Source organism: Lysinibacillus boronitolerans JCM 21713 = 10a = NBRC 103108 (assembly GCF_000772935.1).
Taxonomy (GTDB): Bacteria; Bacillota; Bacilli; order Bacillales_A; family Planococcaceae; genus Lysinibacillus; species Lysinibacillus boronitolerans.
Genome location: NZ_JPVR01000078.1, coordinates 30,809 through 46,432, shown reverse-complemented (window position 1 = coordinate 46,432; position 15,624 = coordinate 30,809). Strand labels below are relative to the sequence as shown.

General features: G+C 38.5%; 17 protein-coding genes. 6 read left to right on the top strand and 11 right to left on the bottom strand.

The genetic code is table 11. The annotated features are described in order from the left end of the window. Positions 1 to 97 precede the first annotated feature (97 nt). The 3 genes from CD31_RS15745 to CD31_RS15735 form a co-directional block, all read right to left on the bottom strand. On the bottom strand, positions 98 to 1,000 hold the full coding sequence (locus CD31_RS15745) for a CobW family GTP-binding protein (protein ID WP_036078965.1): 903 nt from the start codon (positions 998 to 1,000) through the stop codon (positions 98 to 100). 68 nt (positions 1,001 to 1,068) lie between these two features. Then, positions 1,069 to 2,583 (bottom strand): lmo1851 family serine protease, encoded by a 1,515-nt coding sequence (locus tag CD31_RS15740; protein WP_036078963.1) that lies wholly within the window; start codon positions 2,581 to 2,583, stop codon positions 1,069 to 1,071. A gap of 298 nt (positions 2,584 to 2,881) precedes the next feature. Continuing rightward, positions 2,882 to 3,655 carry a GNAT family N-acetyltransferase gene (locus CD31_RS15735; protein WP_036078961.1) on the bottom strand — a complete coding sequence of 258 codons (774 nt, stop codon included), beginning with the start codon at positions 3,653 to 3,655 and terminating at the stop codon, positions 2,882 to 2,884. A 129-nt stretch (positions 3,656 to 3,784) separates the two neighbouring features. Here CD31_RS15735 and CD31_RS15730 point away from each other — a divergent pair, with 129 nt between their 5' ends. After that, positions 3,785 to 4,048, top strand: a complete 264-nt coding sequence (locus CD31_RS15730; RefSeq protein ID WP_016994046.1) for a hypothetical protein — start codon at positions 3,785 to 3,787, stop codon at positions 4,046 to 4,048. A 47-nt stretch (positions 4,049 to 4,095) separates the two neighbouring features. Here CD31_RS15730 and CD31_RS15725 read toward each other — a convergent pair whose 3' ends face one another. The 3 genes from CD31_RS15725 to fabZ all read right to left on the bottom strand — a co-directional run bounded on the left by CD31_RS15725 (position 4,096) and on the right by fabZ (position 6,485). Beyond that, positions 4,096 to 4,842, bottom strand: coding sequence for a polysaccharide deacetylase family protein (locus CD31_RS15725; RefSeq protein WP_036078958.1), 747 nt, complete (start codon positions 4,840 to 4,842; stop codon positions 4,096 to 4,098). A gap of 434 nt (positions 4,843 to 5,276) precedes the next feature. After that, positions 5,277 to 5,678, bottom strand: coding sequence for a hydroxymyristoyl-ACP dehydratase (locus CD31_RS15715; RefSeq protein ID WP_238542924.1), 402 nt, complete (start codon positions 5,676 to 5,678; stop codon positions 5,277 to 5,279). 381 nt (positions 5,679 to 6,059) lie between these two features. After that, positions 6,060 to 6,485, bottom strand: coding sequence for a 3-hydroxyacyl-ACP dehydratase FabZ (fabZ, locus tag CD31_RS15710; protein ID WP_036078956.1), 426 nt, complete (start codon positions 6,483 to 6,485; stop codon positions 6,060 to 6,062). A gap of 215 nt (positions 6,486 to 6,700) precedes the next feature. Here fabZ and CD31_RS15705 point away from each other — a divergent pair, with 215 nt between their 5' ends. Beyond that, positions 6,701 to 7,318, top strand: a complete 618-nt coding sequence (locus CD31_RS15705; RefSeq protein ID WP_004230157.1) for a LysE family translocator — start codon at positions 6,701 to 6,703, stop codon at positions 7,316 to 7,318. 87 nt (positions 7,319 to 7,405) lie between these two features. Further along, positions 7,406 to 7,885 (top strand): DinB family protein, encoded by a 480-nt coding sequence (locus tag CD31_RS15700; protein ID WP_016994050.1) that lies wholly within the window; start codon positions 7,406 to 7,408, stop codon positions 7,883 to 7,885. Between the two features lie 411 nt (positions 7,886 to 8,296). Here CD31_RS15700 and CD31_RS23570 read toward each other — a convergent pair whose 3' ends face one another. After that, positions 8,297 to 8,461: a hypothetical protein gene (locus tag CD31_RS23570; protein ID WP_004230164.1), complete on the bottom strand. Its 165-nt coding sequence runs from the start codon at positions 8,459 to 8,461 to the stop codon at positions 8,297 to 8,299. A gap of 221 nt (positions 8,462 to 8,682) precedes the next feature. On the opposite strand from CD31_RS23570, the gene CD31_RS15695 reads away from it, so the two are divergent. After that, positions 8,683 to 9,528, top strand: coding sequence for a copper amine oxidase N-terminal domain-containing protein (locus CD31_RS15695; protein ID WP_036078954.1), 846 nt, complete (start codon positions 8,683 to 8,685; stop codon positions 9,526 to 9,528). A gap of 92 nt (positions 9,529 to 9,620) precedes the next feature. After that, positions 9,621 to 9,794, top strand: coding sequence for a hypothetical protein (locus CD31_RS23565; protein WP_167334369.1), 174 nt, complete (start codon positions 9,621 to 9,623; stop codon positions 9,792 to 9,794). A gap of 49 nt (positions 9,795 to 9,843) precedes the next feature. Here CD31_RS23565 and CD31_RS15690 read toward each other — a convergent pair whose 3' ends face one another. The 3 genes from CD31_RS15690 to CD31_RS15680 all read right to left on the bottom strand — a co-directional run bounded on the left by CD31_RS15690 (position 9,844) and on the right by CD31_RS15680 (position 11,277). Further along, on the bottom strand, positions 9,844 to 10,227 hold the full coding sequence (locus CD31_RS15690; RefSeq protein ID WP_036078951.1) for a VOC family protein: 384 nt from the start codon (positions 10,225 to 10,227) through the stop codon (positions 9,844 to 9,846). Between the two features lie 51 nt (positions 10,228 to 10,278). Continuing rightward, positions 10,279 to 10,557 (bottom strand): ArsR/SmtB family transcription factor, encoded by a 279-nt coding sequence (locus CD31_RS15685; RefSeq protein WP_036079349.1) that lies wholly within the window; start codon positions 10,555 to 10,557, stop codon positions 10,279 to 10,281. A 228-nt stretch (positions 10,558 to 10,785) separates the two neighbouring features. Further along, the gene (locus CD31_RS15680) at positions 10,786 to 11,277 is read right to left on the bottom strand and encodes an Lrp/AsnC family transcriptional regulator (protein ID WP_036078949.1); all 492 of its coding nucleotides are present in this window, start codon (positions 11,275 to 11,277) and stop codon (positions 10,786 to 10,788) included. A 206-nt stretch (positions 11,278 to 11,483) separates the two neighbouring features. Between CD31_RS15680 and CD31_RS15675 the strand changes: the two genes are divergently transcribed. Next, on the top strand, positions 11,484 to 12,359 hold the full coding sequence (locus CD31_RS15675) for a DMT family transporter (RefSeq protein WP_244905029.1): 876 nt from the start codon (positions 11,484 to 11,486) through the stop codon (positions 12,357 to 12,359). Positions 12,360 to 12,406: 47 nt separating this feature from the next. Here CD31_RS15675 and CD31_RS15670 read toward each other — a convergent pair whose 3' ends face one another. Then, complete coding sequence (locus CD31_RS15670) at positions 12,407 to 15,478, bottom strand: hybrid sensor histidine kinase/response regulator (protein ID WP_052125392.1); 3,072 nt, start codon at positions 15,476 to 15,478, stop codon at positions 12,407 to 12,409. Between the last annotated feature and the right edge of the window lie 146 nt (positions 15,479 to 15,624).

The following is a 15,624-nucleotide window of genomic DNA, read 5'->3' as shown; positions in this document are numbered from 1 at the left end:
TACAAGAGCGTTACATTTCGTTTACATAAAAATAAAACAACCTGTGTAAAACTTCACAGGCTGTTCAAGTGCAGAAACGCAATGGTTGCTTTATTCTTCAATTAACTCCAATAACAGGTAAAGAACCAACATTCTCTCCAATAATAACAAGTTTTGCTGGCATTTTTAGATATTCTGGGAGCCACTGAACCATTCCATAAGCATATTGGAACAGCATTGGGTTTTTGATGCCCTCAATCGGTACATAGCCTTTCATACGATAAATCGTTTCAGGTAATGCACGCACCCAATCTTCAAACTGCTCCTGTGTAAATTCTTGATCTGTAAAATCTACTAAGCGAGAGCCCAGCTGCATTGAGGCTATTGGCGCTTTAACTATATCTGCTTTATCGACCTGTGTTGTTGCCTTCAGCCCCTCTAATAAGCTGAGTGGTACGCGTCCATTTGTCGTTTGCAATATAAAGGCATGAGGGTTCAAGCCCTGCAGTTCATAGACGACCTGACCTTGCTCTGCCTCTGTTAATAAGTCTGTTTTATTTGCTAACAATAGATGTGCATGGCGAATTTGCTCCAGAAATAAAGAGCGCACTTGTGGTGTTAATGTATCACGGTGTAGCCAGAGCTTAGAATCAGCCACCGTGATAATGCCTTTCACATTGAGCTGATCTGCAAAAAGCGGTGAAAAAACGGCATCCAAAGCTTCTACAGGATGTGCTGCACCTGTTGTCTCGATAATGAGCACATCAAAATCACTATCTAATAGAAGAGATTGAATTTGTGCCTCTGTTTTTTCAGCACCCGAACAGCAAATACAGCCCTCTAGCATCTCCTTTAGCGGGATATCCTTTTCCACTGCCTGCGAGTCAAATGGCAGCTTCCCGAGCTCATTCATAATAACAGCAGGCTTTAATTTCTTTTCTTTTAGCTGGCGAATGACGTCTGTCAGCATGGATGTTTTGCCACTCCCTAAAAAGCCACTAAATAGGTACACATCTTTCATATTAGTTCCTCCCATAAAAAAAGCTGTCGCAGATGCCGTGAAAGACAACTGTTGCGACAGCTACATTGTTAGTTTGTTGTTTCCTCTGTTTTTTCGGCTGTTCCTACAAGAAGCTCTTTCGCTTTTAGTAACTGAGGATCATCGGCTTTCATTTTTGCACGTAACGCATCCATTAATGCATACGTTGTATTGCCTGTTAAAATACCTGTTTCTTCAAGATTGTTCGCGGCTTGTAGTTTTTCTACTGCCTGCGCGGTATTGTCATCGAAGATTCCATCTACTTCACCAGGCTCATACCCTAGCACCTGAAGCATTTCCTCTGCTGCTTTCACAGAGTCAGATTGTAAGCCTGTCTTCATTTCTAAAGAGGCATTCAAGTAAGGTAGAGAGGCATAGGATGGATACGCAACTTTGACATCAGGCTCAATTCCTTTTTCATTAATCCAGTTGCCATTCGGTGTTAACCATTTACCTGTCGTAAATTTTAAATTAGAGCCATCTTTTAATGGTGTAACATTTTGGACAGTCCCTTTACCGAATGATGTTTCACCAACAACTTTAGCACCAACGGACTCTTTTAATGCTCCTGCTAATATCTCAGAGGCTGAAGCACTGCCACTATCAACTAATACCGTGATCGGTAGGTTATATTTTTTACCTGCAATGGCATTTGTTATTTGAGGTTCCGCATCTTTTTCTTGTACCTGAACAATCGCTTTTCCTTCTGGTACAAAGAAATTAGAAATATCAACTGCAGCCTTTAGGTAGCCACCAGGATTTTGACGTAAATCCAATACAATGCCCTTCATTCCTTTACCTTCATACTCAGCAAGGATTTTTTCAAGCTCTTGGGCCGTTTGTTCACTAAATGACGTAATTTGAATATGGGCAATATTGCCATCAAGCATTTCACCATAAACGGTTTCAACTGGGATATCATCACGAACGATGGTCATTTGAATGGGTTCCGTATTTTCGCCACGTTTTACCGTGAGTTTTACGGGTGTTCCTTTTTCGCCACGAATGAGTGCAACTGCCTCTGTTGCACTTAAGCCCTGAATGCTTTTCCCATCAACTGTTAAGATAATATCTTTTGGTAATAAGCCTGCCTTTTCAGCAGGAGAATTTTTGATAGGTGACACAACTGTAATATAACCATTACGTTCTTGGATTTCTGCACCAATTCCTTGGAAACTTGAAGATAAGCCCGAATTAAATTGATCCGCTTCTTCCTTTACCATGAAATCGGAATAAGGATCGTCTAATGCATCAAACATACCATTAATTGCACCATCGACCACTTTTTCATCGTCAATATCTTTGTAATAGTTATTTTTCAGTAAATCAAATGCTTCATATAATTTTGTAAATTCCTCTCGTTCAATCGGAACTTTCACTTCTACTACTTTCTTATCACCAAAGGTTAACGCAAAAATCGTTAAACCTGCCGTAATAAGAATTGTAAAGAACATTAGCATAATAAATTTAAACGGTTTCAGTTGTATAAATTGTCCTGCCGGCTTAATTTCAGCTGGAGTCGGCTCCTGCTGCTGTTCTATACTTTCTTTTTTCTGTTCATCCATCTTGATTGTCACCACTCTCATTTACACTAACTTTGTCACACTACTACCATCTTAACAGGTTATCCAGAAGACGAAAAGAAAAAGACTGTCAAAATTTCATGACAGACCTTGTCCTATCATGCTTCATTTTAACTAGCATTCCAGCACCTATTCACCCATCATACTACTAAGTTTAGGCATATTATGGTACTGCCTTTTAATTTTACTCATTTCCTAGTAGCAGTCAACAAAAAACTCAAAGAATCATAGAAGTGCTATAAGAATATAACGTGCCAGTGTCCAAAAAAGTTGCATCCAATCAGGAATTATTCATGAGTTTTTGCAGTTTTTTATAAACGGAATGCACGGTTAATCGATGAAAGGAAATCAATTGTCCTTTATAAACCACTGAAAAAATACCATATGGCGTCGGTGATTTCTCCATCAGCTCTTCTCTCGTTTGAAGATCCACTAACGCTGGCTGCAGCCCTAATTTTTCGGCAGCTAGTTGAATATTTTCCGTGGCAACGTCTACATAGGGACATTGAAAGGAACGTAAAATCGTTAAATGAGGAAACCTCGTTAATCGTTCCTGCCAATTATCAGGAAAGTATGGCCGTTCATTGCTTTCATGAAATGGAAACACCCATAGTTCAAAATTATCGAGTGCTGTTGCAATATGTTGAAAATGGTGTTGTAAAAATAAATCCTTACTTGGCGTCCAGGAGGTTTGGTCATTCGTTATGACCACCACTCCCTTTTTCCCGCGTTCCTCGGCATCCTTTAAGCATCTCTTCAATAATCGTGTGCCATAGCCCTTGCCCACTGCACTTACCCATAAACAGTGAATTACCACGTAGCCATCTGCATGTACAACTCTTGAAGAGTATTCCGCGTCCGTATATTCTATAAAACCCACTTGTTTTTGATTTTCAAGTACTTGTATGTAATGTAAGCCCTTTTCAAATTGTTGATTAAGCCATTTGTTTTTGTTCTGATAGCCCTCTGTTTTTTTCTTGCTTCGTAAACAATAGCTGCCCTTCCCCTCTAGCAGCTCACCATTCATTTCAATCAGCTCTACATGTTGTGTCAATGCTAGTCCCCCAATCCGTTGATTGTGCTAATTTTACCATTTTTAGTGAATCATTCAACGATTCGGAATCGCCTTTTCACTTGTTGTCGCATATGATGCAAGTAATAACAAATGTAAGGAGGCAAAATAATGGGGAGAACGAATAAACCGAACCAAAATAACGATTCGCTCGAAATTTATGCGGCAAAGTTAGCCTATATTGGTACAGCCATATCAACATTAGGAGATGGTTTACAAACCATCGCAGCAGGCTTAGCTTTAGAAGCCCTCCAAAATGCCAACAATAATTCATCTCCGTCAAATGGTGAACAAACAGTCAAAGTCGATAACATGCAAAAGCAAATTGATTATTTAATTGCTGAACTTAAGCAAATTAAAAAAATGTTAAAATAATCCTTCCTTTACATAAAGAGAAGTGTTGAAGATGTATCGCTTCAACACTACTGTTTTTTTTCAATTCTCTTATTTGTCCTTTGGATTTCCAATAATTCAGAAACTGTCACAAACTGGTAGCCCTGTTTTTCAAGCTCTGGTATGATTTGTTCCATTGCCTTAACCGTTTGTGCTCGGTTTCCCCCGCCATCATGAAATAGCACAATATTACCTGCCTTCACACCTTTTAAAACCGTATTCACGATCCGATGGACACCAGGACTTTTCCAATCAAGCGTATCTAAATGCCAAGACCACATAACAACCTTATAGCCTTTTTTTGAAATTGCATCAATCATCGCATCGGTATATTGTCCTTCAACTGGTCTAAATAATGTTGGCTGATAGCCTGTAATCCCTGCAATCACTTCATCAGTTTGCTGTATTTCTTTCATTAAATTGGCGACATTGGTTCTTAAAGGGTGTGAAAAGGTATGATTGGCCAATTCATGCCCTTCTTCATACATTCTTGTAATCAGCTCAGGATTTTTTTCTGCATTTTGACCGACAATAAAAAAGGTTGCTTTTGCATTATATTTTTCCAGTACATCAAGGATTTCCGCTGTATATTTGCGATGCGGCCCATCATCAAATGTTAAGGCAATGATTTTTTCATCCGTCTGAATTTCCCAAAGAATTTGACCTGCTTCCTCATAATATTTTCTCCCTTTATTTTCAGAAGAACTCACTTTTACATAAAAAAGCGACACCGTGATTAGACTAAGTGGTAGTAAAAGCAATAAAAACTTTTTCACATTTTCACGTCCCCAAATAATTATTTTCGTACTTTATTATTTGAGGATTTCATAAAAAAATGCCTACGTTTCACATTCATTTATTAAAATTTGATGGTTGATATGATGTGCGAGATGTTCCATAAACTCCTCGTTCAACCATGCCAAAGTCCTATGTGGTTGATTGATCCTACCTGGAAGGGCAACGTCTCTTCAGCTAGGTGTTCTTGATTTTTTTTCATGCTTGTCCAAATATCCTCTATTAATGGAACGCGACCCATTGTACTTGGTCGTATGTAGTCACTACATAAGGGGAAAGCTTCATACTCAATTTGAAGAAATCGTTCGAAATTGACAATAGCTGAATCATATAAATGATCGTTTACTTCTTTTTTTCGAAGCAGGTAGCAGGTTCCATCTTCACATGAAATATTTCCGATACTTTTATAAGCCAATCATGAAATCGATCTGCAGTCTTTTGCATGAAGGTCACTCCCCTCAGAAACAATTGTTACGTAATAATCTAATAATGCGATTACTGCTTGCACTCGCTTATGTTCAATTTCAATTTTAAATGAAATCCATATAATGGCGATATGAAAACTTAAGACGGCTAATGCTACAATTTGGACAAGTGACACGTCCATCATGACCTTGCTGTTTATGGCTGTTGCAATGAATGTAAACACGAATAGAATGGCCCCACTCATAGTAATAAACATGGGCTTCATGCGTAGTATCTCATTTGCCTGTACCTTTAAAAGATGGACGATAAATTGTAGCTCTTGTCTTGTAAATTGTTGCTGAAGGATAACAAAATAGGATTGGTACACATCCTTATCAAGCTTTTTATGCAATATGTTTTTATGCATCTTTTGCACAAATTGATCACAGAAATCGTGCGCCAATGCTTGCTCTGGCTGTAGCTGCTCTTCTTTATGTGCTATAAAACCTCCTCACCCTCTCATCATTAAAACTTCATTCCATTTACTATATGAAGGAAAGAGAGCCGTATAGTACGAATTGAAGCAAAGTCGTTTATTTTTGAGTCTCTCTTCGCCATCCTCTACTTAATCCAAAAATAGCTGTTGCGAAAACAAACCCTACCGTACAGAGCTACATTGTCAGCCCATTCCAAGCGCCTTTAGCAATCGTAATATTCACTAATAGCGTTATTTGCATAATACAAATGGCGCTATAAAGCATACATGTGTAACTCAACTGAGCACCGCCGTATTCTATGATCCAAAAGCGAAAACAAGATCCGTTTCACATACGATTTCTCCATCTACCATTGCAATCCCTCTGCCTTTCCCAACTGTACCCTTCACACGCGTGATCTCTACCTCTAGATATAGCTGATCACCAGGCTTAACTTGCTTTTTAAAGCGACAATGATCAATTCCTGCCAATAAGCCTAATCGTCCCTCATTCCCTACCTTTGTCAGCATAATCACTGCACTAATCTGTGCTAATGCTTCAACAATTAGCACACCTGGCATGACAGGATACTGTGGAAAATGACCTTTAAAGAACTCTTCATTCATCGTCACATTTTTCATCCCTACCGCGCGCTTGCCCTCTTCTAACTCCACAATACGGTCTACCAACAGAAATGGATAACGGTGTGGCAAAATAGCTTGTATTTGTTGACTTGTTAACATATGAAAATTCCTCCAAAGCATTTTTTATAGTCTTATTCTAACACTAAATATTAATACTAGGTAACAAAATCATATTAGCATTGTTCATTAGTTTTCTGAATTATTTTTCATTATTTTTTCAATATTTCTTTATCGACAGCCGTACAATAGCTAGAATATAATATTTCATGCATTCACCCTAGAATGATTAGTTTATTAGAATAGGATGGTTTCGCATGTTATCTTTTATCGCAATAGTTCTTTTATTATTTTTAATCCCAGGTCCTGCCGTTATTATTACCATTACCCAAACACTAAAAAGTGGGAAAAAGAATGGTATTTATACAGCTTTAGGCATTGGTCTCGGTGACTTGGTTCATACATTAGCGGCTGTTTTAGGTCTTTCTGCTATTTTAATGAAATCAGCCACAGCCTTTGAAGTGGTGAAATATATTGGGGTGGCATACCTTGTTTACTTAGGCATTCAGATGCTCCTCACAAAACCAAAGAAAATCGAGCAACCAACCGTTGAACAAAGTCCTGCTAGTACTTCGTTTCGCCAAGGCTTCTTAGCAGAAATTCTTAATCCAAAGACGGCTCTGTTTTTCCTTGCCTTCTTACCGCAATTTGTTCAGCATAACGAGCAATCTGTCACAAGCCAATTGCTCACACTAGGTATTACATTTGTCGTGATGAGTGCTTTATATACAATCCTACTCGCAGTTATTACAAGCTTCATTGGCGAAAAAATCTTTACAAAAACAAGCGGCAGTTCACGCTGGCTTGAAAAGACAGTTGGCTTCGTTTATATTGGTCTCGGTGTCCGTTTAGCATTACAGACACAAAGTAGATAAATTGGAGAAGAACACAAAAAGTGTTCTTCTTTTTTTGCAGGAAAATGGAGTATTATAGCCAATAATATTAAAAAAGGAGGGTTACATTTGAATCAACGTCAAGAAAATTTATTTCAGCAGCTAGCCAATTATCGTGGCGAGTTGCTTCACTTACTCGAGCATGTGTCAGAAGAAAAAGCGAACATCATCCCAGCTGGATTTCATAATAATATTCGCTGGAATATGGGTCATGTTTATCTCGATCAATATTTATGGATAGAGGCTTTAACAAAAGAAAAGGATACAGAATTAGAAGCTCTCCAGAAATGGTTTGGCTTTGGTACATCGCCTAAGCACTTTGACGACGAAACGCCAACCTTTGAGGAGTTAAAAATGTATTTGGCTCAGCAGCCTGAACGACTAAAGGAGCGATATGGTCATCGATTGGCTGAGGAATTCCCTCCTATTGATATGGGCATGCAAACCATCGAACAGGTACTGTTACGTACCATCTTTCATGAAGGTATGCATTTACAAGCGATTTTAACCATTCATCGATGCCTAAACGAAGCAACAGACCGAGTTTGACACTGGGTCTGTTGTTCTTGTTTCAAAAGAACAACCTTGACATAATTCATGCTTTTCATCCGTCCTTTTCATCACGTTCATTAACGATATGCCCTGTCCTCGTCCTCGACTGTTAGTTTCCATTATTTGGTATCCTTTCCATTCAAAAAATGGTCTCGTTGTAAGAAGAGCATCCGAATATGGGTAAGACCAATTTTTTTGTATCTGCTTCTATAAATCTAAGATGGCTTATAAGTTGGTGCCAAGCCGCTACTTTAACTGGCTAAAATAATCGCAAAATTTCTTCTAAATCATCGTCATAATAGCTTTGTTAAATCGAGCATTTATTTTCACAATCTATTATACAGATGATAGTATATTTATGTAAAAAATAGTAAGCTTATAGATCCCTATAATCTATAAGCTTTTGTTTTACTGTTTTGGTGTATTGGCTGTCAGCGGGTTTGCATTGGCGACTAATTGTACAGGCGTTGTTGTTTGTTGAAAGCTATCTTTCTGTCCTTGATTTGATTTCCCGTAACCTTTCATCACAGCAAACAATGCTGCACCAACAATGCCCCATGTCAAAAACTTCATTTAAAAACCTCCTTTCAGCGTTAGTATTCGAGAACAAATTCAGATTATACGCTGTCAAAAAGTAGCTATTAGCGATGGTGATTTTGTGTCATTATGCATCTGATAATTAAAACGTTTATTGATTTTAGAGAAAAAATAGTAAAATTTTTATTATATACTAAAGAATATTATGGTAAAATTTCGAAGGTGGTAAGTGTTTTGAGTAAAGGAGGTTTATTACCATGAAGAAAATTTTCACAGGACTATGTCTAACAACGATGCTGTGGATGGCAACGCCCGCAGATGCTGCAACAACACAAATCAAAATCGACGATGTTGTGGTAAAATCTGATACAGCACCTGAGCAAAAAAACAATCGAACAATGGTGCCATTACGAGTGATCAGTGAAAATCTTGGTGCACAAGTTCATTGGCAGGATTCCCAAATCACCCTTGCAATGGATCAAACAACCATTAAATTGAATCTTAATAACCGAACAGTCATTAAAAATGGTGAAAAAGAGCAATTGGATGTACAACCATACATGAAAAACAATCGCACCTATGTACCAATCCGCTTTATTGCTGAAACATTTGGCAGCCAAGTGCATTACAATCAAGGCACAGTGAATATTACGACTGAACCATTGCTAATTGAAGATGAAAAAATCAAGGTGCTACGCTATGAATACCATATGACAATGGGCGGTGTCATTCAGGACATCAAGGGCAATGCCTATCACCAAGCGCTTTTCAAAATTTTCCAAGAAAAGAAAGGCGACAAAGTTGAGGCTCCAAAAGAATATTATTGGCACTTCAATTTAGAAGCACCTGGATCTTATTATAAGCTCGGCCAATTTGATTTTATGAGCCATGATCAGAACAGTGTCAAACAATATGATATCTATACATTAAATCAACCTTTCCCTGAGGAACTATTACAGGGCTATCCTAAAGTTCTCCTACATGATGCAACAGAGGATAACTGGTATCTATTCTCTGAACAAGCTGTAAAGGCAATTCAGCAGCTGATTAATAGCGCAGATAGTAACGGCTTTAGCAAAATAATTAGTAATACAGTCGCTTAAATAAATTTTTTTATGGCAGCTATACACAACATATTCTGTAAGAAAATGTGCAAAATATTCATATCAACGATTGATTGATGGAGGTTTGCCTCATGCAGAAATTCCTGTCATTAAGTATAGCGCTACTATTCCTCTTATCTGCTTGTTCGTCGGAAGAAGCTCCGCCCAGCGAGGAAGCAGAAGCCAAAGAACAGACCGTAAATGCGCAGCCAAAAGAAAATTTAAACATTTTGAACGATGACAAAGGTTGGGCAATGGCTGAGTAATAAGAAAAGCGTGTTTTGATATTTTTTTATCAAAACACGCTTTTATACACTATTTTTGTATAATCTGAATAAGGTTGCCACATGTATCATTAAAAACTGCTAGTGTGACTTCTCCCGCTTTTGTCGGCTTAATTGTAAATTCAACACCTTTCTCCAGTAGGCGGCTATACTCCTTTTCTAAATCACTAACGCCAAACATTGTTGCTGGAATGCCATCAGCGAAAATCTTTCTTTGATAGTCCTTTGCTGCAGGATGCTCATCTGGCTCAAGTAATAGCTCAGTGCCCTCTAAATCATCAGGTGACACAAGCGTTAGCCATCTATGTTTTCCTACTGGGACATCCACCTTTTTTACAAATCCTAGCTTTTCCGTATAAAAGGCTAGTGCCTTTTCCTGATCTTGTACAAAGATACTGTTGACAATAATATTCAATTGATTTTCCTCCTTTTGAGTCGTTTAAGAAGCATCCTTCACATGTAAGCTTTACTCTACCCATCCCTTCAGTAAATCTTTAAGGGGTTCCTTATTGAAGAAAATGACTCGATATTTTCCCTTCCGCTGTGATAGGACGAGTCCAGCACCCTCCAATACAGAGAGATGCTTAGCAATCCCCTGTCTCGAAATTGAAAGCTCATGTTTCATTAGAAGACGCACCGTCAGTTCATACAACGTCATCTCTTCACACTCAGCTAGTTCATCTAATATAAGTCTCCGAGTCGAGTCCGCAAGTGCTTTAAAAACAGCGTCTTTATCCCAATTCATAGCTTGATTATAGGCAACTAAATGGTTGCATGTCAACTATAAGCAACTTATGGGTTGCATGATTTTTGTGCGGGTGATCGCTTTATTCGAAGCAGGGCTAATCTCTCGTGATCGGGGTTCTACTGATTTAGGGCGGCTGCTAACCTTTCATGAGTAAATTTCACCACTCTATAGAGAAAATAACAAAAGATCCTCATGAATACTAAAAAACAGCAAGCCTGAGTTAACTCACTCAGGCTTGCTGCTTTCTTCGATAGGTAATACCGTAGAATATTTAATTTCCCGTAAGGATAAATTCGTTTGAATTCTAGAAATGCCAAGCTTATTTAATTTTCGGATGAATTGATCTAAGCCTTTGCGGTCTCGAATTACGACCTTTAACAAATAATCATAGGCACCCGTTAAGCAATGACATTCCAAAATTTCCGTCATTGTTTTCAAGCTGTTTTCTAACTCCTCTATTTCCTTTTCCTGATGAATATTCGTGCTCATAAAAATATAGCACAATAAATCAAAACCTAGCTTTTCCTGATTTAAAATTGCCACTTGTTGATCAATATAGCCTTCATTTTCTAGGCGTTTCACCCTTGTATGGGTTGCTGGTGGGGACAAATTCACCCGTCTAGCTAATTCCGCATTGCTAATTTGAACCTCTCGCTGCAAAATCGCTAAGATTAGCAGATCCACATTATCTAATCCTTTATTTTTTAAATCCTCCATTGCTTTCTCCTCTTTTGATTATTTTTAGATAAGTAAGTTTTTAGCACGATTTCAAAATATTATTTCAATAATCGTTAAATAACTTTTAATTATTTCGAATTTATCCATCTATACAAAATATTATACTGACAAATAACCAATAATGCTATGATTCTTATTATATATGAAATTAAAAGGAGTGTTCCTATACTGTGGCAAAATTTTATATGGGCTTAATGCTCGTCACAAGCTTACTATGGGGAGGCAATTTTGTTGTGGCTAAGACGCTAGTGGCTCATGCTTCTCCAATGACATTAACGATGGCCAGATGGTTAATTGCGGTAATCGTCCTTCTACCGTTAGTTTGGTGGAAAGAGAAGAAATTGATTCCTGCTAAGGCCGCTCTTGTGCCATTATTCCTGATGGGCATTACAGGTGTTGCCTTGTTTAATCTATTTCAATTTTTAGCGTTAGAACGAACAACATCCACGAATGCTGGTCTTATTTCTACAATGAATACCATGTCCATCGCCCTTTTTTCCTTCGCCTTTTTGAAAGAAAAAATAAATGGCTTGCAGCTTCTGGCGATGGTACTCTCTTTAATTGGTGTCGTTCTTGTCCTTTCAAAGGGAGATTGGCAGCTGTTATGGAACGTCCAATTGAATACAGGAGATTTATGGATGGTGGCAGCCGTTTGCGTATGGGGACTTTATTCTGTATGTAGTAGGTGGGCTATGCAAACAACCTCTCCGTTAATGGCGACATTGTATGCAGGTTTGTTTGGGGTGCTCATCCTAGTCCCATTCACGATTTCGAATTTTTCCTTCTCTGAAATCGACTCCACTTTCATTCTTTCACTTCTTTATACAGGGGTCATCTCTACAGTGGTTTGTATGGTGTTTTGGAATATTGGCGTTCAACAATTAGGTGCCACAACCTCTGGTATTTTTCTAAACTTTAATCCCATTTTTACAGCTCTGCTCGCCTTTTTATTTATCGGAGAACAGCTAAGCTGGCTGCAAGGCATTGGGGGAATAACCGTGATTATGGGGTGCTACTTATTTACACATTTTAAATCGAAGACGCCTCAGGCTGTGCTTTAAATTCATATTTTTCAAACATGCAACTAAATAAAAGATGCATTCCCCTCTTAATACTTATCGAGAGGCAATGCATCTAATGGTGTTTTTGCTACTACAACAAACGAAACCGACGTTCCTTCGTGAAGCTTGCTTGTAATACGTAAGCCTTGACCATAATGGTGTTGCAATCTTCTATGGGTATTGATTAAACCAATACTGCTGGATGAACGTTCTTTAGGCTGCAGTAGTTTTGCCAATTGCTCTTCATCCATTCCGACGCCATTATCCGCTACGGTAATTTCAAGATGGGTATCAATATTGATCATACGAATATGTATCGTTCCCCCCTCAGAACGCTTTAAAATACCATGCTTTAATGCATTTTCAATTAATGGCTGGATAGTCAATGATGGAATAAGGACATTTGTCTCGGCCTCTAGTTGCCATACAACCTGAATACGCTTACCAAAACGCTCCTGCTGAATATAGAGGTAGGCTTGAACCAACCTAAGTTCATTTTCTAGTGGAACAAGTGCTTCACCATTTTGAAAATTATAGGACTCTCTTAAAAAATCGCTCAATGCCTCTACTAATTTACTTGTCCGCTCACTATCTAATTCGCTTAACGTCAATATGGCATTTAACGTATTAAAGAGAAAATGTGGCTCGATTTGTGCCTGAAGCCATGCAGCCTCCATACGATGTAGCTCTTGAATGGAGCGCTTCACCTTTGTTAACGCCTCAACACGAGATCGTAGCTCCAAGGCATCCACAGGCTTGACGACGTAATCATTGGCCCCTGCTAAAAAGCCATTTTCAATATCATGGGGTTGACTGCGCGCTGTCAACAATAAGACAGGTAAATCGGTCATTGTAAATTGCTTGCGAATGCTACGTACTAACTCATATCCAGACATTTTCGGCATCATCACGTCTGATATCACTAAATCCCACTCCTCAGACAAAAGGCATTTAAGAGCCTTCAAACCACTTGTCACAGTCACCACTTCATATTTTTCATTCGTTAATATCGTTTCGATTACTCTTAAATTTATGGGCTCGTCATCTACGACTAAAATGCGGGGACGGTTACATACTGTTAAACGCTTTTTCTCCACGTCTGACTGTTCAACTACGCTTTCCTGTTTTATGTGATTCTGTTCTTTCTCATAGGTACCTTGAATCTCTGCTTCGTCCGATAAAGGTAAGGTAAAGGCAAAAGTTGAGCCTTGCCCTACTATAGATTGTACCTCTAGTGTTCCCCCATGTAATTCAATAAGCCGTTTGCTAATATTGAGCCCTAGTCCAAATCCCCCTTCGACTATGGTCTTACTAATGGTCCCTTGTTCATATGGCTCAAATATACGCTGCATTGTCTCCGCATCCACACCAATGCCAGTATCTGCTATAACAATTTTCGCCATACCCTCTCCTGTCGTATAGCCTGATAGCGTAATAGCTCCTTCATCGGTAAACTTTACTGCATTATGTACTAAATTAAAGACAATTTGAATCACTCGATTTTCATCTGCTAATACCTTGTGAAAGTCCCTTGGAATTTGGTTAACAAAATCAATCGGCTTCCCTTCAATCATAAAGCGAAGCATTTCTAACACTGCCTCGACAATTGTGTGTATGGAAACAGGACCTAGATGAAGCTTTTTCGTATTTTCGTTTAGACTCATTACATCAAGTAAATCATTTAACAATAAGGACATGCGTTTGCCAACAGCTAGCACCGTTTCTAAATCATTGACACTTTTATGAGTAAGAACGGCTGATTCACGCTCTAACACGGCTTCTGACATATTGATAATACTATGAAGTGGATTACGCAACTCATGAGAAGTACTAGCTAAAAATTCATCCTTGAGTCGATTTGCCTTTTGTAGTTTATGTGCAAGTTCTTTTGTATCGGCATGTACTTTCACATAATCCTTAAACCACAATGTGGCTAAACAGGCAATGGTAATAATCAAATCAAATGGATACGATATTACCTTAATCCCTGTAATAAGCAGCAAGACATCCCAAAGAATGCTGTTGACAAAAGCAAGGATGGCTAAAAGTAGAAACACATTATGACGTATATCTTTTATTGTCCTTCCTAGCATTAATACCATTGTAATAACAATAGGCACAGCTAAAAGGACAATATAAACACCTTGCATTGTGACAGCATAACGTGTTGGTAAAAGAATCGCCAATACGACTGCACAAGCACAAACAAGGGCAAAACCCTGTTTAGCACGATGGATATGGCGGGGTAACCATGGATCAATACATTGGAGCAGTGAATATCCAATGCCAACCATCGAAAGATGAACGAATTTAAAGCCCCATTCATAATTGATTGGAAACCAAAAAGAGAGAAGCTTATCATCACTCCCTAAAAGGTAATAAAACATAATACTAATGGTTAGAACAGAAAAGAATAGTAAACGTCTATCCTTATTGCCAAGTAAGTACAGAATAACAGAATAGATAGCATGTAAGATTAACACAACTGCTACAAGAAGCTGCATTGTGATAGATAATTGTGTTTCCCGAAAAATCATCTCTTCTTGTCCGAATTTAATGGAACGTACAATCCCCCCATTCCGTGGGTCTTGAAAGTTCGCAGCCTGCACGATAATGTCGATTTCACTACGTCCTTTTGTTTCAAACGAAGCGGTAAACGGTACATTTTTGGCAACCGTTTGCTGTCGATTTTCACCTAGTTCTCCTGCAGCCGCAATTAAATGCCCATCCACATATATTTCTGCAGCACTACGAATACTTGGTACTCTCATACTAAATGTAAAAGCTCTTTCAGGGTCTATCAATAGTTTCAAATGATAAGAACCATAACCATATGGTGTCCATTCATCCTCTTGAAAAACTTCGTCCCAGCCATCTGGAACCTGTATATATGTCGTGGACGTCGGAGGATTGTCCTTGTCCATCAACCAGCCAGATGGATAAAATAACCATTCCCCATCTAATGTCAGCGTGCGATGTTGGAAATCGAAATCTCGTAAATCCATTTGTCCCTTTTCAGCATAGGGTTGATGTGACTGTATAAATAATTGCAACCATAACAATCGCGAGCCTGTTAACAATAAAATAAAGAAGATAATAATAACTACCATCTTTTTCATAAGCGATCTTGGCAAAAGGTGATGTTTTAATGAATGCCGTCATAGTGTCATCCGTACCAACCTTTTTTATAAAACATCAGAAAGGCTAATGGGGATATGGATCTTTTTAATAACGCCCCCTTTTTTAGTGGATGGCTGAAAGAAGC

What these genes read in the sequence shown, in the direction of transcription:
- CD31_RS15745 (WP_036078965.1), bottom strand. Translation starts at nt 1,000, where the DNA reads ATGAAAGATGTGTACCTATTTAGTGGCTTTTTAGGGAGTGGCAAAACA.
- CD31_RS15740 (WP_036078963.1), bottom strand. Translation starts at nt 2,583, where the DNA reads ATGGATGAACAGAAAAAAGAAAGTATAGAACAGCAGCAGGAGCCGACT.
- CD31_RS15730 (WP_016994046.1), top strand. Translation starts at nt 3,785, where the DNA reads ATGGGGAGAACGAATAAACCGAACCAAAATAACGATTCGCTCGAAATT.
- fabZ (WP_036078956.1), bottom strand. Translation starts at nt 6,485, where the DNA reads ATGTTAACAAGTCAACAAATACAAGCTATTTTGCCACACCGTTATCCA.
- CD31_RS15705 (WP_004230157.1), top strand. Translation starts at nt 6,701, where the DNA reads ATGTTATCTTTTATCGCAATAGTTCTTTTATTATTTTTAATCCCAGGT.
- CD31_RS23570 (WP_004230164.1), bottom strand. Translation starts at nt 8,461, where the DNA reads ATGAAGTTTTTGACATGGGGCATTGTTGGTGCAGCATTGTTTGCTGTG.
- CD31_RS15695 (WP_036078954.1), top strand. Translation starts at nt 8,683, where the DNA reads ATGAAGAAAATTTTCACAGGACTATGTCTAACAACGATGCTGTGGATG.
- CD31_RS23565 (WP_167334369.1), top strand. Translation starts at nt 9,621, where the DNA reads ATGCAGAAATTCCTGTCATTAAGTATAGCGCTACTATTCCTCTTATCT.
- CD31_RS15685 (WP_036079349.1), bottom strand. Translation starts at nt 10,557, where the DNA reads ATGAATTGGGATAAAGACGCTGTTTTTAAAGCACTTGCGGACTCGACT.
- CD31_RS15680 (WP_036078949.1), bottom strand. Translation starts at nt 11,277, where the DNA reads ATGGAGGATTTAAAAAATAAAGGATTAGATAATGTGGATCTGCTAATC.
- CD31_RS15675 (WP_244905029.1), top strand. Translation starts at nt 11,484, where the DNA reads ATGGGCTTAATGCTCGTCACAAGCTTACTATGGGGAGGCAATTTTGTT.
- CD31_RS15670 (WP_052125392.1), bottom strand. Translation starts at nt 15,478, where the DNA reads ATGAAAAAGATGGTAGTTATTATTATCTTCTTTATTTTATTGTTAACA.